20 protein-coding genes are annotated in these 20,870 nt (G+C 31.8%); all 20 read right to left on the reverse strand.

Annotated elements, in window-relative coordinates; translation table 11 throughout:
* Entirely contained in the window at positions 1 to 441 is a 441-nt protein-coding gene (locus tag OCU55_RS11085; protein WP_261852382.1) for an aspartate carbamoyltransferase regulatory subunit, read from the reverse strand.
* Positions 441 to 1,364: an aspartate carbamoyltransferase gene (gene pyrB / locus OCU55_RS11090; RefSeq protein ID WP_261852383.1), complete on the reverse strand. Its 924-nt coding sequence runs from the start codon at positions 1,362 to 1,364 to the stop codon at positions 441 to 443. Before pyrB ends, OCU55_RS11085 begins: the two co-directional genes overlap by 1 nt.
* A gap of 856 nt (positions 1,365 to 2,220) precedes the next feature.
* Complete coding sequence (locus tag OCU55_RS11095; RefSeq protein ID WP_261852384.1) at positions 2,221 to 2,928, reverse strand: ABC transporter ATP-binding protein; 708 nt, start codon at positions 2,926 to 2,928, stop codon at positions 2,221 to 2,223.
* A gap of 457 nt (positions 2,929 to 3,385) precedes the next feature.
* The gene (locus tag OCU55_RS11100; RefSeq protein WP_261852385.1) at positions 3,386 to 4,630 is read right to left on the reverse strand and encodes an ABC transporter permease; all 1,245 of its coding nucleotides are present in this window, start codon (positions 4,628 to 4,630) and stop codon (positions 3,386 to 3,388) included.
* Between the two features lie 17 nt (positions 4,631 to 4,647).
* The gene (locus OCU55_RS11105; protein WP_261852386.1) at positions 4,648 to 5,808 is read right to left on the reverse strand and encodes an ABC transporter permease; all 1,161 of its coding nucleotides are present in this window, start codon (positions 5,806 to 5,808) and stop codon (positions 4,648 to 4,650) included.
* A gap of 72 nt (positions 5,809 to 5,880) precedes the next feature.
* A complete protein-coding gene (locus tag OCU55_RS11110) occupies positions 5,881 to 6,231 on the reverse strand; it encodes a hypothetical protein (RefSeq protein ID WP_261852387.1) in 351 nt (116 codons plus the stop codon).
* A 579-nt stretch (positions 6,232 to 6,810) separates the two neighbouring features.
* Positions 6,811 to 7,431: a DUF5105 domain-containing protein gene (locus OCU55_RS11115; RefSeq protein WP_261852388.1), complete on the reverse strand. Its 621-nt coding sequence runs from the start codon at positions 7,429 to 7,431 to the stop codon at positions 6,811 to 6,813.
* Between the two features lie 83 nt (positions 7,432 to 7,514).
* Positions 7,515 to 7,778: a class II aldolase/adducin head domain-containing protein gene (locus OCU55_RS11120; RefSeq protein WP_261852389.1), complete on the reverse strand. Its 264-nt coding sequence runs from the start codon at positions 7,776 to 7,778 to the stop codon at positions 7,515 to 7,517.
* 187 nt (positions 7,779 to 7,965) lie between these two features.
* Complete coding sequence (locus tag OCU55_RS11125) at positions 7,966 to 8,226, reverse strand: beta/alpha barrel domain-containing protein (RefSeq protein WP_261852390.1); 261 nt, start codon at positions 8,224 to 8,226, stop codon at positions 7,966 to 7,968.
* A gap of 241 nt (positions 8,227 to 8,467) precedes the next feature.
* Entirely contained in the window at positions 8,468 to 10,012 is a 1,545-nt protein-coding gene (locus tag OCU55_RS11130; protein WP_261852391.1) for a phosphohexomutase domain-containing protein, read from the reverse strand.
* A gap of 131 nt (positions 10,013 to 10,143) precedes the next feature.
* A complete protein-coding gene (gene rpiB / locus OCU55_RS11135) occupies positions 10,144 to 10,590 on the reverse strand; it encodes a ribose 5-phosphate isomerase B (protein WP_261852392.1) in 447 nt (148 codons plus the stop codon).
* A gap of 131 nt (positions 10,591 to 10,721) precedes the next feature.
* Positions 10,722 to 11,393: a ribulose-phosphate 3-epimerase gene (rpe, locus tag OCU55_RS11140; RefSeq protein ID WP_261852393.1), complete on the reverse strand. Its 672-nt coding sequence runs from the start codon at positions 11,391 to 11,393 to the stop codon at positions 10,722 to 10,724.
* Positions 11,394 to 11,437: 44 nt separating this feature from the next.
* Positions 11,438 to 12,373, reverse strand: coding sequence for a transketolase family protein (locus OCU55_RS11145; RefSeq protein ID WP_261852750.1), 936 nt, complete (start codon positions 12,371 to 12,373; stop codon positions 11,438 to 11,440).
* The gene (locus tag OCU55_RS11150; protein ID WP_261852394.1) at positions 12,369 to 13,187 is read right to left on the reverse strand and encodes a transketolase; all 819 of its coding nucleotides are present in this window, start codon (positions 13,185 to 13,187) and stop codon (positions 12,369 to 12,371) included. The genes OCU55_RS11145 and OCU55_RS11150 overlap by 5 nt, the downstream gene beginning before the upstream one ends.
* A 21-nt stretch (positions 13,188 to 13,208) precedes the next feature.
* Positions 13,209 to 14,240, reverse strand: coding sequence for a zinc-binding dehydrogenase (locus tag OCU55_RS11155; RefSeq protein ID WP_261852395.1), 1,032 nt, complete (start codon positions 14,238 to 14,240; stop codon positions 13,209 to 13,211).
* A gap of 15 nt (positions 14,241 to 14,255) precedes the next feature.
* A complete protein-coding gene (locus tag OCU55_RS11160; RefSeq protein WP_261852396.1) occupies positions 14,256 to 15,296 on the reverse strand; it encodes a galactitol-1-phosphate 5-dehydrogenase in 1,041 nt (346 codons plus the stop codon).
* A gap of 42 nt (positions 15,297 to 15,338) precedes the next feature.
* Positions 15,339 to 16,610, reverse strand: coding sequence for a PTS galactitol transporter subunit IIC (locus tag OCU55_RS11165; protein WP_261852397.1), 1,272 nt, complete (start codon positions 16,608 to 16,610; stop codon positions 15,339 to 15,341).
* 83 nt (positions 16,611 to 16,693) lie between these two features.
* Entirely contained in the window at positions 16,694 to 16,972 is a 279-nt protein-coding gene (locus OCU55_RS11170; protein WP_261852398.1) for a PTS sugar transporter subunit IIB, read from the reverse strand.
* Positions 16,973 to 17,008: 36 nt separating this feature from the next.
* On the reverse strand, positions 17,009 to 17,470 hold the full coding sequence (locus OCU55_RS11175) for a PTS sugar transporter subunit IIA (RefSeq protein ID WP_261852399.1): 462 nt from the start codon (positions 17,468 to 17,470) through the stop codon (positions 17,009 to 17,011).
* Between the two features lie 75 nt (positions 17,471 to 17,545).
* Positions 17,546 to 20,479, reverse strand: a complete 2,934-nt coding sequence (locus OCU55_RS11180; protein ID WP_261852400.1) for a sigma 54-interacting transcriptional regulator — start codon at positions 20,477 to 20,479, stop codon at positions 17,546 to 17,548.
* Positions 20,480 to 20,870 lie beyond the last annotated feature (391 nt).

The raw sequence follows: 20,870 nt of genomic DNA on the forward strand, positions 1-20,870 counted from the left end.
CTATTCCTCCAGTCTAATCGTTAGTTTATGTTCTTCATCACAATAACAACATCTATACGTACCTTTTTCTCTGTTAGTCAGTATGAATTTTTGAGGGATATAATCCTCTACTGTAGTAATACATCTTGGATTCTTACACTTTATTAAGTTTTCAACTACGCTTGGAAGTTTTGGTTTAAGCTTTTTAACTATACTTTCACCTTCAACAATGTTTATTGAAATTGAAGGTGATATAAGTCCTAAAATCTCATAGTCGATATCTATTACATTATCAATCTTTATAATATCTTTTTTACCTAATTTCTTACTCTCCACGTTTTTTATAAGTGCTACAGAGTAATCTGCACTGTCTAAATTTAGATATTTATATATGCTGTTTCCCATTCCAGCTGTGATATGATCTATAACAATACCTTTTTTTATACTTGTAACTTGAAGCATTATTTCACCCCCAAAAGCTTTGCAATAAGGGCCATTCTTGCATACATTCCGTATTTAGCCTGTTTAAAGTAACACGCTCTTTCATCTTCATCTATTGAATAGTCAATCTCATTTACTCTAGGTAGTGGATGCATTATCATAAGATCCTTTTTAGCCTTCTTTAATTTTTCTTTATCTAAAATATAGCTATCTCTAAGTCTTAGATATTCTGCTTCGTTAAAGAATCTTTCTTTTTGCACTCTAGTCATATAGAGTATATCAAGTTGTTCCATTGAGTTTTCTAAAGTTTCCACTTCCATAAACTCAATATTGTTTTTGTTTAATACTTCTTCTCTTATATAATCAGGAATCTTTAATTCACTTGGAGAAATTAAGATATACTTATTATTATCATATCTTGACATGGCTTTTAGTAAGGAATGTACTGTTCTACCAAACTTTAAATCTCCGCATATACCTATAGTCATATTGTTAAAGGTACCTTTAAGCTCTTTAATTGTTAGTAAATCAGTTAAGGTTTGTGTAGGGTGTTGATGACCTCCGTCTCCAGCGTTGATAACTGGAATTTCGGAGTATATAGACGCTACCTTTGCTGAGCCTTCCTTTGGATGTCTGATTGCAATTATATCTGAATAGCAGCCCACAGTTCTTATTGTGTCTGCAAGACATTCACCTTTAGAAACAGAACTTGAATTAGGTTCTGAAAATCCAATTACTTTACCACCCAGTCTCATCATTGCAGCTTCGAAACTGAATCTTGTCCTAGTACTTGGTTCATAGAAAAGAGTTGCTAGTAGTTTGCCATCGCAAACTTTAGAAAATTCTTCTGGACATGACATTATATCACTTGCTAATTTAAATATTTCTTCTAATTCTTCTTTGGATAGATCCATAGGATCTATTAGACTTCTGCCTTTTAACATATTCATCTCTCCTTTTTAACATCTCGGTGTTAATTTAAAGAAGGAAAACTATATAGAATGCTAATATTATTTTGCCCATCTGCCTTTTCAAAATATAGCGTAGAAATTATGGCAGGCGAATACCTTTATTTTTTACTGTCAGATTTAAAAAAACAGCTAAATAGTTTAAATAATTAGGTTTAGCTATCTTGAAAAATTTAGCACTTCCTAGGCAGTAAAAAAGCCTTCCTATAAAGGAAGGCATAATATCGCTACGTTAGCACACAGATAAACCCCAAATGTTTTATGTTATATAAAGTATACATAAAATACTAGGCTATACTTACAACTCTGCTTGGTTTATCTTCATTTTAGCATTAATATAACTTCCTTATTGATCTCTCTGGATCAAGTTAAAGGTTAATTGTTAAACATAGGATATCACTTATTGCCTGTACTGTCAACTTTTATTTAGGTGGTAACTCTTCATCCTCTAAAGCGTACAACACGCATTCTATGAGTAACTTTTTAAATAGTTAAAAATTTACCTTTATGGATGTACCACTTAGTAATAAAATATATTATTTTTAAATTCTCTCACCAAAAGCCGTGAGAGTTTTAAAAATAGATTTCGGTTCGAAGTGGTACATATATAGACATACAACTTCAAATTGAAATTTATCAAAATAATGCTTCGTAAGACCATCGAAAGCATTATTTTGAGTCTAATGATTGAAGTAGTATGTCAGTTTAGAGGAATAGATATCCCATTTCCATAATCTAGAAATATGCTAATAATCTATTTAACTATTAAAGGTATTTTACTTAATAAATACATTTCATTTGGTACTGGTATATCTCTATAAAAACTTTTCGATTATACCTTAATACTATCTTTCACAACTTGTCCATCAAGTATATCAATTCTTCTGTTGCAATAAGCTGCTATATTCTCATCATGAGTTACTATTATGACAGTTTTACCTCTTTTATTTATGTCTACTAACAGATTCATAACTTCTCTGCCATTCTTTTGATCCAAGGCTCCGGTAGGTTCATCAGCAATTACTATCTCCGGTTCTGACACCAAGGCTCTCGCTATGGCAACTCTTTGTTGTTGACCACCAGACAATTGGTATGGATACTTAAATCTATGTTCCTTTATCCCTAGGGATTCTAGCATGTTTAAAACTCTTGAATTTATTTCCTTCCTTGAAAGCTTATCTTTTCTCTCAGAATATAAGTTTTTATATATTAATGGAAGCTCTATATTTTCTTGAACAGTATGATCATCAATTAATGCAAATTGCTGAAAGATAAATCCTATATTATTATTTCTAGTCTGCGCCATCTCTAAGGAACTTAAGCTTTCAACTTGTCTTTCATCAATATAATATTCTCCTGAAGTAGGTTTATCTAAACACCCTAAAATATTTAGCATTGTGGTCTTACCTGACCCAGAAGGTCCCATAATCGCAACCATTTCTCCTTCTTCTATATTTAAAGATACATTCTCCAAAGCCATAGTCACAGTTCCATAAGTAATGTATTTTTTCACTACATCTTTAATCTTTATTAGACTCATTTAACTCACTGCCCTCCAATTAATTATATTTTAATCTATGCTTAAGGGGATTTGTAAATTTAATTGGTTATACAGGAGATGCTATATGAGCGAGCTACTAGAATTAAATGATTTTTTCAGATGGAGTGGCTCTAAAAAATCGCTAATCGTTCTTTATTAGTGATTTTTTTTACGCATCTGCCTTTTCTGAACGTATGTGAAGAAATTCTGGTAGGCGACATATTCTCACTTTTTTACTCTTTATATATATCCTCTTTGCTTTCTTAAATTTTATATATGAAAGTTTTACAAGAAAGCATGATTAATAAAGAGTAAAAACTGTACTGTTCGAACGTAGTGAGTTTACAGTTTTAGCCATGGAATATGACAAAATCATATTAATTCTTTGCGAATGCTCATTAAAGCATCGGATGTATAACCACTTAATTTCAACACGGTGCTTTAACAGTTCCATGTTTTAAGCTTCTCTAATTAACTCTATCGGTTCTAGTTTAAAGGTTTTAATAACTAATGGAATTACAGAAATAAGCATAAAAAAACCTGCAACAAAATATGCTATACCTACAACTTTTAAATCTATTAATATTTGAGGCACAAGATGCTCAACACCAAAAGCGCATAAGTAAGCAGCTACTCCAGATATAAGGTACAATAATACCAGTTCTAATCCTAACATAATGGATAAGTTACTTTTTCTAGCTCCTAAAGCAAATCTTACTCCGATTTCTTTTTGTCGTTTTATTAAGGTGGAAAAAGACACACTTAAAATTCCAAAGGATGATAGTAAAAGCATTATTACTACATAAAAAATTCCAGTATAATCTTTTTTAGCATACTGCTCTAACTTCGCATATCTATCTCCCAAATTCAACAATGTAATATTATGAGTCTTTATCTTATCAGTATATTCTTTTTCTATTGCCTCTACATCAGCTTTATTTTTCAACTTTATCAGTAATGTCTGAAAAGCCTCTCTAGTTCCATCCATATGTGCAGGTAATTTTGAGGAAATAACTACGTATCCATTATTCTGTAACCCCAACTCTTCAACACCATCATCCTCTGTAGGCTTAGTTGGGTCTAATACTCCTACTATTTTATACTTTATAGGTTTATGAGTTTTGTAATCTATGGCACCAGGTAGTTCAACAATAGAGCCAATCGGATTTTTCTTTTCTAAGGGTGGTCCTATCAAAAGTGGCACTAATTCATCTTTATTTTCATTATTTTTATAATAACTCTTTAAACTCTCTCCTTTTATAACCTTATAATCATAAAAGTCAACTGCATTCCTATCATCAAAAATAGCTAAGAGATTTAAAACGTTTGCTTTAAGCTCTCCTGGATTGTTTGAATTAGGCTCTAGTACCTTAACATAGGTTTTACCTATCTTGTCTACTCTATTATCCTTTTCAAGTAATTTACTTAGCTCTAGTGTAGGAAGTAAACTACCTTTATCTCGTCCCATAAAACTGTTTTTTGTTAAATTATCCTCATTATGCAATTCCATAGGAAAAGAATTAACTATAAAAAGCTCTGGGGTAACTACCTTTAAAGCTTCATCTACATATGAGAAACTGTACTCAAGCCTACCTAAAATTAAAAGCATAATAAAAAAACATAAAAATAGTTCAATTATCAATAATATATTTCTCTTTTTTTGTTTGAGGAAGGATCTCCAAGTCATTTGCAAAATCTCCAATTATAAACCCTCCTTAATTAAATAGCTTTTATTGCATCTGCTGGATTCATATCCAAGGTTTTTTCTACAGGTATTAGTGATGCAAAGTACCCTATGAACAAAGCTAAACCTAAGCCAACAATAAAATTTATCCATGATAGATTAAATGTAAATTCATATTTATTAACTATTGGTTCAGCAAAGTTTAATAATAGAATTTGTACTAAGAGTGCTAACGTCGAAGATATTACAGCAACTAACAGCATATCTTTCTCCACACTCCTTTTTATATAAGCATCATTAGCTCCCAATACTTTCTTTATGGATATTTCCTTCTTTCTTCCGTCTATCCAAAATATAGATATATTGATAATATTAATTAATGCTACAATAAGTAATGGCAAGCTTACTACTACCACATCTGTAAATACTTGACTAAAAGGTACAGTCAAATTAACGTCTGTCTGTACATCATACCTGAAATTATTGTTAAATTTCCTACTCAAATCACCAAATATATCTTTTATACGATTTTCATTTGCTCTGAATAAAACATTTATGCTAAGTTGGCTTTTATCGCCGTTTCTAGCTATTGTCTTTCCATCAAAATTACTTATATATCCTTGTGGTAGAGAACCAACAGGAATATATGCTACCCTATCAAAATTGGTATCCATATACCTTTTGCCAATTATACCAGTAACTACATATTTATCATTATAAAAATCTATTGAATCTCCAATATTAACCTTAAGCTCCTCAGCAATTGCACGACCTAATATTACTCTTTTTGAGTTACCTTTACATTCCTCTGGAGTAATAAATCTTCCAGAATATAAAGCAGGTTGCCAATCTGTTTTTTTCTCATAATAAAAAGGGACCACCTGCCCTTGGCTAACTTTTTTATCTTTCATAAACTCTTCAATATCCAATTTCAAAACATCTACTTCTGCACTTTTCCCTAATTCCTTTAATATATTAATAGTATTATTTTTATATAATCCATCGTCTTCAGTATGTATATATATGGCTGTCCTATTCTCTAATTTACCAAAATTACTTTGATTATATTCAAAAGCTCTCTTTTGGATGCCGCTTATTAATACCGATACAACAAGTATAGATATTACATATCCAATTACAATTATCCCAAATTGTATTGGTCTTCGTTTCCAACTTCTTAGTGTATTTCTTAACATAATAATTCTCCAATTTACATTAAAATCGATAATATTGCAAAGTCTTAAAACTTTGCAATATTATCATTAAAATTACTTTGTTGATGATGCACTTGTTATTTCATAATGTTGATTTTGGAAATGGCCATTATACGTAGTAACACCACCATTACCATATACAACAGGAGTTTGATACGATCCGCCACCATTATCATAAAAAGTTATTGTCCTTTGGCCTCCATCAGCTTGCAGATAACTCTGATCAGTATAAGATGATTTAGGTGCACTTGATTCATAGACGAAATAGTATGCATGTCCTTTCACAAATGTACTATTTGCATAAGCAGCTACAGTAGAAGACATCGCAGATGCACTAATTGATGCTCCCATAACTAAAAATGTTGAAACTCCTAAAATAGTGAATAACTTTTTTGATCTTTTCATGTTCATAACCTCTTCTCTCAATAAATATTTATGCAAGATTGCCCAAGGATAGTTATCTTAGCCTACTATAATAACTTGCTTATATTTCAAACCACCTTAGGATCCATCAGAGGTTTGAAATAACTATTAATCAAATAATTGTAGTTATATATTTTCTAACATCATCTAGCTTGGACAATAATTACAGCTTATAAGTTAATTTGACAATCCAAATTCGTTTAAATAAGCCTTTTAAGAAACTATATCATTAAGATTTACGTTAACTTGCACTTATTATTATTGCGCATACGTTTGCACAATTCAAGAAATACCGTTCGCTTGTTTTTGACAAATACCACCATTAATAAACAATATGATTAGTAAAGCTAAAAACTTCCTCCTTACCCAATTTAAAAGCATTCTACTTTCCTATGAAAAGATATGTTTTTCACTCAATATCATGAATATTTTGCCCTAATGCCTCTCCTTTACAAAAAAGCCTCAATAATTCATAAATTCTATGAATCATTGAGGTTTTGAAATTTTTCATTTATTTAATAATTTATCGTATTGCTTTCAACTTGTAGTATAAATTTATAGTTAGTTTACTATAGCCGACATCAAGTCAACTAATTCACTTTCCTTTGGCATCCATACATTGTTTTCTTTAGTAAAAGTCAAAGTCATGGTCTTTGGATTTTCAACAAGAACACCATCTGCTATCTTTCCACCAACAATTTTAAAAGATTCTTGGTAGATATCTTTTTCAGTCATAGATGGATTAGCCTCAAACTTTTTCTTAAGTTCATCTTGAGCAGTTTTTGCTATCTTCTCCATATCAAATCCACTTAATTTTACTTCTACCTTTGCAGTATCTTTATCTTCAGATATCTTCTTTACCTCATATTTTACTTTCTTTAATCCGGCAAGTATATCACTTTTAAACTTATCTTTCACTTCATTTGTTAATATGTTTTCATCTACTCCTGCAGATGAGATTCCCTTCATCAGTCCGTTTTCAAAAGCATCTCTTATACCAGTATATTCTTTTTCAGTTATACCGACCTTATCTATACTACTCTTATCATCTTTTATAACTACATCTAGAATTATTTTTGCACTTTCTTCTGGAGTTGTTTTTGGTCCACCGCAAGATATTAAAGTTACAACTGAAAGCATGAGGGTCAAAAATACAACACTAATCCTTTTAAAATTTTTCATGTAGATTCTCCTTATAAATTAATGTTTTAAACTTACTTAATCATTATATTTATATAAGGAAATTATGTTACAAAGAATGTCAACTATTTCTCCTCTCTATTTGATTGTCCATAATAATAGTTTGCACCATGCTTTCTTAAGAAGTGATTGTCTAATAAATTATTATCTATTGAATCTATATCTGAATTTAAATTTAAAGAGTCGTAAGCCAACTTACAGACCTCTTCCAGTATAACTGCATTGTGAACTGCATTATCTGCATTTTTTCTCAAAGTGAATCTCATTAATCCATACCTAAGTAAACCCACATTGGCTTTTAATTCCTTTTTCTTCAATTGTTCTATCATTCCACTACGCTTCTATTATCCCTCAAACCGTTGATATTACTATATATTTATATAATTTTATATTTATATATTTTTATAAATATAACTTTTTACATTGTGAATATTACTTCCTTTATCAAATCCAATTTCAAAATCTAATTTAAGTTAATTTGACTCTCTTATATTTCATGCATCGCTGTATAAATTCTCATCCTCTGCAGCTAAGTTTTAAATAAGAATACATCTTGATATATTTTTCAGGATTCATGGTGGCCAGATGTATGTCCAAAGGAATATCGGTAGCATTTTTAATAGCCTCTAAAACATATGGCCCCATAGCTAAATTATTAACAAAAATTCCATCCATTACATCACAGTGTAGTAGGTCTATTTTTGCTTCTTTAAGCTTTTTTAGTTCTTTATCTAAATTTAATTGATTTCCACACATTATTGACGCTGCTAGTTTCATATATTTACACCTCCATAATTCGCAACAGCTTGTTATCTTGTAGGGATACTTGATAACTTATAGGATTCTCAGGAAGTATATAAGAGTTCCTATATCGAAACTTAATTTATACTTGTTCGAAAATCCAGGCTTCTCGGGATTTTCGGGCATGTATAAATTAACAGTTAATTTAGGAAATCTACAATTCTGTTAGCTTTACATAAAAAGTACTTTATCTATAAAGATGTACATTTATATAAATCTAAGATAATATAAGTTCCTTATCTTTTTCATTCATACTTTTTACTTCCGACAAATCTAACTGTTCATAATTTTTCAGAAATGATGTTAAAGCATTTAATATGATACTAGTACCACCCTTGCAATCTGACTCAATATTTATAGGTAACACTGGTTCATGCAGCGACATTCTTAATAACAGCCATCCGTCACCGTTATCTTTATCACAATTGATTTTTATTCCTTCATAGTTTTTATCCTCAATACTCCAACCTGGAATATTAGGCACATAATTTCTTAGACCACTAATAACTTGGCTTCCATAACTGCCAAACTCTTCAGTTTTTATTTTAACTCTAACTTCCATACTTTCTAACGGTTTTTTCAGATTATCTATTAAGCTTTCTATCTTCTTTCCCTGTTCCTTTAACTTTGCCATTTTAATAAGTATTTTAGCTATAAGATAAGCTCCATCATCTAAAAAATAATTTTCCTTTAAAGCGGCATGTCCTGAAGTTTCAATAGCAAGCTCACTATTTGAGCCTTCTTCATTTATCCTTTTTGCTTCATTTATAACATTTCTATAACCTCTTTTAAATCTATGATGAACTCCTCCAAGCGCTGTAATAAAATCTCTAAGTCCATTAGAAGTTACTGAATCTGTAACTATTATGGATCTCGAATGTTCTTCTAAAACTATGGCTGAAATCAATGCAATAAGTGAGTTTCTGTTTATCTCAGTTCCACCTCCACTAACTATTGCAGCTCTATCTACATCGGTATCAAATATTATTCCTAAATCTGCTCTTGACCTTATCACAGCATTACTTATTGATTTCATCGCTTCTATATTCTCTGGATTTGGAATATGGTTCGGAAACATTCCATCAGGATTTAAGAATTGACTTCCTTCAGTATCTGCCCCTAATCTTATAAGTACTTTGCTTGCAAAAAAGCCGCCTGCCCCATTTCCTGCATCTACAATTATCTTTAATCCTTGTAATGGTTTATTATAATTAACTTGTGAATTAACTTCATTTCTTATCTTATTAACCAGAATATTTGAGTATTCTTCTATGAAATCTATTTTATTTAAATTACCCTTTGTAGTAAAAATAAGCTCGGTTTCACAAGCAATATTCAAGATTTCGCTTACATCCTCTTTTTCACAACCACCCTGTGGAGTAAAAAACTTAAGTCCATTATAATAGTAAGGTAGATGACTTGCGGTAATCATTATAGCTCCATCACATTTATAACTTTCATGTATTGTAGTCACAAACATAGCAGGGGTAGTACACATCCCACAATCGTAAACATCACACCCAACATTAATTAGTAAATCTATTATTTCTTCCTTAATAGAAGGACCTGATAGTCTAGAATCTATCCCTACAGCTATATTAATTTTCTTATTATCAGTCCTTTTATTTCTTAACCAATTAAAGAATCCATGTCCTATAAATCTTGCTACTCTAGGTGTAAAATTTACGCTATGCTCTGAATTTTCAATAGCTATTCCTCTTATATCTGTACCATTTTGAAGCATCTTTAATTTTTCGATCATAAAAATTCCCCCTAGCTACTTAAATATTTTAACGTTTAATTTCAAACTTAGATAATATCTTATGTGTTAAAAGTTCTTCTTAATACATCATATTACTGGTTAAAAACATATAATTTTTCAAGCAAAAATACTTAAACCTCTCCACGTTCGATGTTCTCAACCATAGCTAATCTATTGCTATGCCTTCCACCTAAAAATTCAGCGTTAATCCAAGTATCAACTATGTCAATAGCTAGGCCTTCTCCTATTACTCTTTCTCCTAGGCATAATATATTTGTATTATTGTGCTCCTTAGTAGCTCTAGCTGAAAAAGTGTCACTTACTACTGCAGCTCTTATTCCATTGAATTTATTTGCGGCTATTGACATACCTATTCCAGTTCCGCAGCATAATATACCAAGTTCACATTCTTTTGCTAATACAGCTTTAGAAACCTTAATACAGTATTCAGGATAGTCAACACTGGTTTCACTAAATGCCCCAAAATCTTGAACCTCAATGTTTTTTCCCAATAAATATTGTCTTATTTTATTCTTAAGCTTTACTCCTCCGTGATCACAACCTATTGCAATTTTCATATCTATATCAACCTTTCAATATTTACTAAATTCATAATTGTTGTAAATCTATTAATGCCGTAGTATAATCTATAAAAGAATAGGAGAATACTCGCAATATTCTCCTACTTTTTTTATTAACACTGTGGGGGCTATGGGATGTTCTTAATTTCATTAATTACCTTGTTAAACAAGTCTATGTTTTCAGCTAAGTCTTGTTTAAATAGTGATGATCCTATGACAATGTCTCTAGCTCCACAATCAATAACATCTTTAATATTGCCAAGTGTAATGCCCCCATCTACCTGAATCGTAAAGTCATAATTATTTCTTTTCTTGATTTCATTAAGCGCCTTTATCTTTTCTAAGGTGAATGGTATAAATGATTGTCCTCCAAAACCTGGCTCTACTGACATTATCAATATTCTATTTGCTATTGGATAAATGTGTTCTAAGCAACCTATTGGTGTTGCCGGATTAATCGCTACCCCTGCTTTAATACCAAAGCTTTTTAAGTAATGTATGCTCTTATACAGATGTAGTGCCGCTTCAGCATGTATTGTGATGCTGTTTGCTCCAGCTTCCACTAGTGCTTCTACAAACTTATCTGGTTCTGTTACCATCAAGTGAACATCAAATTCAATATCTGTTAGTTTCCTAAGTGCTGCTACTTGGTCTATTCCAAAGGATAGATTCGGAACATAATGACCATCCATAATGTCTATGTGTATTGATTTGATATCTTTATTGTTAAAAACCTTAAAATCTTCTCCATAATTACATGCATTGGCTGACAACAATGATGGTGAAATTATTGTTTCCATAACTTACTCCCCCACTTTTTAATTTTATAAATCTAGTATTTTTATTAACCTAAGATTGTTGCTATAACTTCTTCCTTTAAGTGTTCTTTTGTTAATCCATAGAATTCCATTAAATCCTTTGGTTTTCCTGACTGTCCAAAAGTGTCTTTCATTCCTAATCTTTTAACAGAAGCAAGATTTTCTTCACTAACTACCTCACATACAGCCGAACCAAGTCCACCTATTATACTATGTTCTTCTATAGTTATTATCTTTCCAGTCTTTTTAGCTTCGGATACTATTAGTTCTTTATCAATTGGCTTTAATGTTGCCATATTAATAACTGAAACATCTATACCATCTACAGCTAATTCTTTGCTTACTTCCAAAGCCATTTCAACAGTTATTCCTGTAGCAATTATAGTTGCTTTGCCTCCTGATCTAAGTAACTCTCCCTTACCGATCTTAAAATCACAGCCATTTGGATGTATATCTTCTACTGCCATTCTTCCTACTCTTATATACACTGGTCCATAGTATTCTGCAGCAGCTTTTATAGCTTGTTTAGTTTCTTCTCCATCGCTTGGGTTAATTACTACCATACCAGGAATACTTCTCATTAAAGATAAATCTTCTATGGCTTGGTGAGATGCTCCATCTTCTCCAACTGTTATACCAGCATGACTTGCAACTATCTTTACATTTAATTTAGGATAAGCAACTGAATTTCTAATTTGTTCAAAAGCTCTTCCTGCTGCAAACATCGCAAAAGTTGATGCAAATGGTATAAGTCCACAAGTAGACAGTCCTGCTGCCGTTCCAACCATATTTGCTTCAGCTATTCCCATATTAAAAAATCTCTCTGGTGCAACCTTTTTAAAATCTGCACTTTTAGTTGATTTAGATAAGTCAGCATCTAGCACTACTATATTTTCATTAACTTTTCCTAACTCTGATATAGCTTGACCGTATGCTTCTCTAGTAGCCATCTTCATATTAATTACCTCCCTTGATTTCCTTCAGTGCTGCGTTTAGTTGTTCTTTACTTGGTGCTACTCCATGCCATCCTGCATTGTCTTCCATAAATGATACGCCTTTTCCTTTATGAGTTTTTGCGATAATCATTGTTGGTTTTCCTTTTACAGTTTTAGCTTCTTCAATGGCATTATTTATTTGTTCAAAATCATGTCCATCTATGCATATTACATTCCAACCAAATGCTTTAAACTTCTCATCAATTGGATTGATGTTCATAACTTCTGAATTTTTACCATCGATTTGTAGACCATTGAAATCAAGAAAAGCAGTTAAATTGTCTAATTTATAATGTGCTGCCGCCATTGCTGCTTCCCAAACTTGTCCTTCTTGGCATTCTCCATCACCTAAAATTGTGTAAACTCTGTAATCTTTATTCTGTACTCTTCCAGCTAAAGCCATTCCATTTGCTGCTGATAGTCCTTGACCTAGTGATCCAGTCGACATATCTATTCCAGCAATTGCTTTCATATCTGGATGTCCTTGTAGTATTGAATGTATTTGTCTTAACTTACCAAGCCATTCCTCAGATACTATGCCTTTTTCCATTAGAGTTGCGTATAGTGCAGGTGCTGCATGCCCTTTTGCTAAAACAAATCTGTCTCTATCTGGATCTCTTAAATCCTTAAGGTTTATATTCATTTGCTCAAAATACAAAACTGTAAGTATGTCAGCTATAGATAGTGATCCACCTGGATGTCCTGACTGAGCTTCTGTTATCATCACTAATATTTTTTCTCTTATTTTTTCTGAATGTACTCTCAATAAATCTGCATTCATAACAACACTTCCTTCTACAAATTAAGATCTAATAACTACTTTTATTTCAGTTCCCTGCATTGCTGCATCGATTCCATCTCTCCAGTCATCAAGTGGAACTATCTTAGTTACAAGCTTCTCTGTATCAACTTTTTTATTTTTTAATAATTCTAATGAAGTTACCCATGAACTTGGTTTTTGTGATCTACAACCTATATAGTTTATTTCTCTTTGAACTATGACTTCTTGATTCATTTCATTCATGCTTTTCGCAAATATACCAATTTGAACAAAGTCACCTTTTTTCTTTATAAGCTTCAACCCTTGATTAACCGCATGGATTACACCTGAACAATCAAATGCCTTATTAACTCCATAATTATTTGTTTTTTCCATAACTACTTTTTCTAAATCTTCTTGTAGTATATCCACTACTCTGTCGATTCCAAGTTCAGTAGCCAAATTCATTCTTTCTTTATCCTTTGTTACACCTGCAAGAATTACATAAGCTCCTTGAGATTTTGCCACTTGGCTTACTAGTAATCCTATAGGTCCTGGACCAAAAACTAGAACTACATCATCTTTTACTACTGTTGTCTTTTCCAAGGCAGCATGTACACAGCAAGCAAGAGGTTCTGTTAAAGATGCTGAAAGTGATGATACTTCTTCTGGTAAAACATGAACACTTTCTTCTCTAGATATCACATACTCAGCAAAACTACCATTTACCTGAGTCCCTATACCTCTTCTTGATGGACATAAGTTGTAGTCTTTACTCTTACAGTAATCGCACTCTCCACAAGTTTCAAAGGTTGTTTCACTTGTGACCCTATCTCCAACTTTAATGCTTTTCACTTCAGGTCCTACTTCTACTACTACTCCAGAAAATTCATGTCCTAAAACCACTGGAGTTTTTATATTAGCGTACTCACCTTTAAAAGAATGTAAATCTGAACCACATATTCCACTAAACTCAACCTTTATCTTTACTAAGTTCTTTTCAGCAATTGGTTCAGCTATATCTAACAACTCCATGTTGTCATAGCCTGGTTTAGTTTTTGTTAATGCTTTCACTTATAAATCCCCCCTTTAATCTTGAACGATCATTATCTTGTTATATTCTTCTTTTCTTTCTCCAATCATTTCAAAAGCTTTTGCTGTGTCTTCAAGAGAAAATCTATGTGATATAAGTTGTTTTAATTTAATCTTCTTTTGCTTTACATACTCAATGCTTTTAAACCATTCTTGCCCTGGAAAAGGTGCTGAATATGAATTCCAAAAACCTTGAATATTCAATTCTCTTCTAAATATACCTTCAAATGCAGCTTCTGATAACTCGATACCTGCATGTCCTATACCCTGATAACCAATCTTTCCTTTTTTCTTAGTTACTAGTAAGCATTGTTCTTGAGTAATTTTTGACCCTGCACATTCTATACAGATATCTACTCCAAACCCATTAGTCAATTCCATTATCTTTTCAACTGGATTTTCTTTTAATGCATTAATCCCTATATCTGCACCTAAACTCATAGCCTCAGATATTTTCTTATCTGATATATCTACGGCAATGATTCTTTCAACTCCAGATACCTTAAGCCATTGAATTGTAAGTTGTCCGATAGTTCCTGCTCCTAGAACAGCTACGGTGTCTCCAAGTTGAGGATTTATATTTAACACTCCATGTAGTGCTACTGCCAAAGGTTCAATCATAGCAGCTTCTTCATAGTCAATATCATCTATCTTTAACACATTAGTTGCTTTTACATTTACATATTCTGCAAATCCTCCAAAGGACGTAGCACCTAACATATCGTAACTCTCACAAAGTGAAAATTGTCCTTTTTTACAATACTCACATTGATGACATGGTTCTAATGGAACTGCAACAACTCTATCTCCAACCTTAAATCCCTTAACATTCTTACCTACTTCAGCTATATATCCTGAAAATTCATGTCCTAATATGGCTGGTACAGGATATTTCCATTTCTTTAGTGCTCTTGGAGGATCTGACCCACATATCCCTGCTGCCTTAACCTTTATCTTAACTTCATCATCTCCATAAGGCTTTATCTCGATATTTTCATACCTTATATCTCCTACTGAGTGCAATACTGCTGCTTTCATAATTTCCTCCTCCTACTTTTATTATTTTATATATTTAAATTCTTAGAATATAGCTTTAGCTAACTCAGCAAATTTTAATATTAACCAGTTAAATAAGTTACCACCCATATCTAAACTTGAAATTTGAGTTGCACCATTTGGCATATGGAAGTTTGCATTTGCCATCATTGATGTATGAACATCTGCAAAGTTTGTAGCCATAAATAGTGATATAGCTATTAATATAGTTCCAGTGATTACTGAGTGAACTATATTTCCTTTTCTAAATCCAACTATAAACGCCATATAGAAAGGTATAGTTGCTAAATCTCCGAAAGGTAATACTTTATTTCCCGGTAATATTACCGCTAAGAATAGTGTAATTGGAACTAGAATTAATGCTGTAGCCATAACTGATGGATGTCCAACTGATACAGCTGCATCTATACCGATATATAATTCTCTTCCTGCATATTTCTTTTGAAGCATCTTTTTAACTGCTTCGGATATAGGAATTAAACCTTCCATTAATATCTTTACCATTCTTGGCATTAAAAGCATTACACCGGCCATTGATATACCTGTTTTAAATATAGCTCCTGGATCTTGTCCAGCTAGTGCTCCAAGTACACATCCAAGTATTAAACCCATCATCATAGGTTCTCCGAAGATACCAAATCTTTTTTGAATTGATTCAGGATCTGCGTGTAATTTACTTATTCCAGGTATTTTTTCTACTACATTTCCTATTAGATATCCTAAAGGTGCAAAAGCTGCAGTTGATCCAGTTGGAAGTGATATACCATCAAGGTCATAGAAGTTTTTAACCATAGGAGCAGTTTTGTCTGCTACAATTAAAACAATAATTTCATATAATACTGCACAAAGTATTGCAAACCACCAGCTACCAGTTACTATATATCCAGTTGCTCCTGCTGCAACAAAGTGCCAGTAGTTCCAGATATCAATATCAAGAGTATTTGTTAATTTAAAGAAAATCATTATTAAGTTAACACCTAAGCATATTGGTATTAATACTGCTGCAACTGGTGAAGCCCAAGCTGCCGCTGCTGCTGCTGGCCATCCAGCATCTATTACAGTTAAATTCAAACCAAATCTTGCAACCATATCTTGCGCTACAGGTCCTAATGTTCCTGTTAAAAGACCAGCTACTAGATTTATACCTACGAAACCAATACCAATTATTATTCCTGATTTAAAAGCTTTTTTGAAGCCAGTTCCAAATATTAATCCGATTACTAAGATTGCGATTGGTAATATTGCCGTTGGTCCAATTCCTAAGATGTACTGAACAATTCCCATAAGTTTATCCATTATACATACCCCCATAAATTAGATTTTATTTTTATTTAAACTGTCTTCTTACCTTTTATATAAAAAGACAGATTTAAAGCGTTTTACTTTAGTTGATCTAGTATTTGTTGATCTAACTTTTCTGTACCAATTCCAGTTATATATGCTGTTGCTTTAATAGCTGGTATCTTATAAGTTGTTGGTAAAATTGTAGTTGAAACTATTAAATCTGCCTGGTCTTGTAATGATCCAACTTCTGCTATCTTACATTGTGTTATTTCTGCATCTATACCATGTTCTTTTACTAAATTCTCAACTCTGTCACAAACCACCGTTGAAGTTGCAATACCTGCTCCACAAGCCACTAATATACGTTTTTTCATATTAAATTCCTCCTAAAATTTTATTTATACGTTTACTTAATTGATTGTATCTAACAACTTAATTACTTCTTCCTCATTTTTAGCTGATATAATTTTATTGATCACCTCCTCTTGTTGAATTAAATTCATTAATTCTTTTAGAGCTTCTAATTGACTATGTGGCTTATTTAAACCCAACATGAAAATTAGACTCACTTCAGTTTCTATAGTTTCATCATCCATTTGTTTAAAATAGATTGGTCTTTCTGGTACCACTACTGATATAAATTGATTATTAACATACTCTGCTTCAGTATGAGGAATGGCTACACTATAATTAGATAATTTTATTCCTGTTGGGAAAACTTCTTCTCTAGACAGCAATCCTTGCAAAAAGTCTTCTTTAACATATCCATACTTATAAGCTTCTTGGTGCATCATTTGAAACAATTCATTTCTACTTTTACATGGTAAATTTAGTTTTATTAATTCTTTCTTAATATAACTGCTTATCTCCATTTCAATTCTCCTTTCCTACTCCAGTCACTATATTACTCAGCAATCTTCGTGCCAAGATTTTGGCATCTTTTGATTTTATGAAAACATTTTCTTCACTTCTATATTTGAACTCTTTGCAGACAGCTCATTTAAAAGGTTTTCATCTCTTATGATTTTAAATAACTTTTTAATTTCTTCTCTATTATTTTCTTTTAGTGCCAGCATAAAAACTAAATCTACCATTACCTCCCCATCCCATTGAACTGGATTTTTTAGTCTAGCTATAGAAATTACTGGTTTTATAACATTTTCAGGTAGCCCATGTGGAATCGCCACTTTATTATTAAATATGCCACTACCCATTCCTTCTCTTTTGTAAACACTTAGAGCAAATTTACTATTTACATAACCATTGCTTTCAAGTTCTTGTGCCATCTTATCTAGTACATCTTCTTTAGATAATGCATCTAGATCTAAATATATTAAATCTTCCTGTATTAAAGCTTCTAGTGTTCCTTCCTTCACTTCTTCTTCTTTTTCAACTTCACTATATATATCCATTAATTTTTCTAGCCTTGAAATGCCTTGCCCACTGAGAAGACTCTCATATGAAATAAAAGGCACCTTTTTTAATTTTGGATTAATAGTTCCACAAACTGCTAAAATCTCATATTCCGAAGAAATTTTATTTACTTCATCTTCTACATCATGCTTGTCAATAAACCCAATAGGAAATATCTCCACTCCAGAATTCATCCTCTTTAAATGATTTTGAAGGAATTTTTTAATGCTTAAGGCATTACCATGTCCAGTCAAGCAAACAGTTACCAATGCCTTTTTCCTGCTCTTTAAATAATTAGCATTTGACACTTCATCCTTGAAGGTTCCCTTATACATTTTAGATTGGTTTAATTCTTCAACAATGTTTTCTAGATTTGCACCTTCAATTGAAGCCTTTCTTACTGCTTCCAGAGCAATAAGTGTATCTACTCTTCCAATTGTTTTCGTTGGAATTCCCGTTACTTTTTCTACCGCCGAAGCAAATCCACCCAAGGATCCCATATCAACTAATAATAAGCAGCCTCTACCTTCATCAACCTGTTTTACAACCCTAATAGTTCTTTCCAATGCATCTTCGGGAGATTCATCTAACTCTATCTCAATTCCTACAGCGTCATCTACCCCAAGTAGCTGATTGGCAACCTCAGCCATACCTTCTGCTACATGACCATGAGTAATTATTATAACCCTTACCTTTGGTTCTAGAATGAGCTCGTCGGAACAAAACTTATTAATGTATAACGCTATATATCCTGATTCATCCTCTGGTATCTTTAGTTTCGTAGCTTTTTCAATCATTTTTCTGATTTTTTCTGCTATTTCAAACTCTTGAGTTAATTTGTCCTTGTTTCTATTAATATTTGATTTTATAATTTTTTTCCCAGTCAAAATTCTCTCTATTGTAAAATTAATGTGTATTGCTAACGCTATAAAAAAGCTCTTATTTATAACCTTGTATTTGCCCCTTACAAGCTCAAGTATGCCTTCTGTAATATCAATCACTTCTGGCATAACGATGGTTTTAAGTTCATTAATATTAAGTAGCTTAGCTATATTCTTATTATTCATTATCTTGCCAAGCTTGTCTTCTACCTTTTCATGAAGTATTTCATCTATTACTTCAACCTTTAAGCCTTGCTTTTCAAGTAATTGGAATTCATTTTCGATGTACTGATAAATCTCGTTTTCATTGACATATTCGTTTATTTGGCTTTTAGAACTCTCCATATTTTTTATATCTATATACAAATCATCAGTGACTAAGTTCATTAATGTTTTATTAATTGCCCCGCCTTTCAAAAATGGACTTTTAATAAAGTTATTTAAATCCTCCATATCTATTAATACTTCATCAGTATTTTGCGACATATATTTGACATAGCTCTTAGCACATATAACTTGAATATCACTTTTTAATTGCCCAATATTTCCTTGGCAGTTATATAACATTAGGCTCATTAATACATCTTTCGAAACTAAAAGATTCTTATTTATTCTATTCGCCTCTCTTATTAGAAACATAATTATTATTTCTAGTCGTTCTGATAGAGGCCTATCATTTAATTTAGGAAGTTCAATAAGCATAGGAATTCTTCTTCTGAAGGTTAATAGTAGATTAGACTCTGGGTTTTCTGTAGTAGCCGCTAAAATCAAAACGTTTACGTTTCTTTCAGTATTTGTCTCTCCAAGTCTTCTATATTTACCTTTATCTATAAGATAAAATAATATCTCTTGGCCTTCAGGCGGGAGTCTGTGTATTTCATCTAGAAATAGTATTCCACCATCAGCTTTATCAACTAGCCCCTCTCTATCTACGTTTGCTCCAGTATATGCTCCTTTTACCACGCCAAATAATTGAGATATAAGTAAATTAGCATTCTCAGCATAATCCGCACAGTTAAATATGACCAAAGGAGCATCTTTAGGCTTGACGTTGCTGTGTATAGCAAATTCATACATACATTCTGCAAGCTCACTTTTTCCGACACCTGTACCTCCATAAATAAGTGTATGAAGTCCGTTAGGAGGGTATAATATTGCAGCCTTAGCTAAGTCAATTTTGTTTTTAAGACTTCCATTAACCCCTATTAATTTATTGAAACAAGTATCTCTTCTATTAGTTTGTTTTTCAATAAACTCTCCAGCATTTATTATCTCTTTTTCATTTTGCACTAATTCTTCAGCATGATCTTTCATCACTCTAGATATTATATTTCTAGAAACTTCGTACCCTCTTTCAATCATTAATTCTGTTAGTTTTCTCTCAGATACATTAGGATTCATCTTTAAGATTTCCTTTAAATCCTTCAATAAAATATCTTTTCTTCTATCTCTTGAATCTGGAATATTTAGTCTATTTCTCTCAGCAATAATTTTTGCTCTTGGCATAGATAGCATTTCACTAAGTTCTTGATCAGTATATGGATTCTTTTTATCCTCAGTTTTAATAATCTCAATCAATTTATCCATAAATTACTCCTCCCAATATTTCTATACAAAGAATGACCTATTCCCTCACACCTCATCTCTAATTTTTACTTTAAATATATGTATTATAATTTTATCAGTAAACTGGCATATTTAGTTATGATTTTAGTTCAATCTTGGTTTGGTAAATTTGTAATAATAAGAAACTAATTATGTAATAAAACAGTTTATGCCATATTATAATTTAAGCAATAGCTGTGCCAATACATTATAAACCACCATATAGTTAATTGTTTGACAATCTACATTAATTCAAAGTGAACAATTTTTGTATATTTTAAAATATAAATTGTTTGTTATTCCGTTTTTTCTCTTCATTTTTGGTTATTGCAACCAATACTTTGGGTATTACAAAAAAGTTTTTCTTGAATTT

The sequence above is a fragment of the Clostridium folliculivorans genome (assembly GCF_024341905.1).
Taxonomy (GTDB): Bacteria; Bacillota; Clostridia; order Clostridiales; family Clostridiaceae; genus Clostridium_AR; species Clostridium_AR folliculivorans.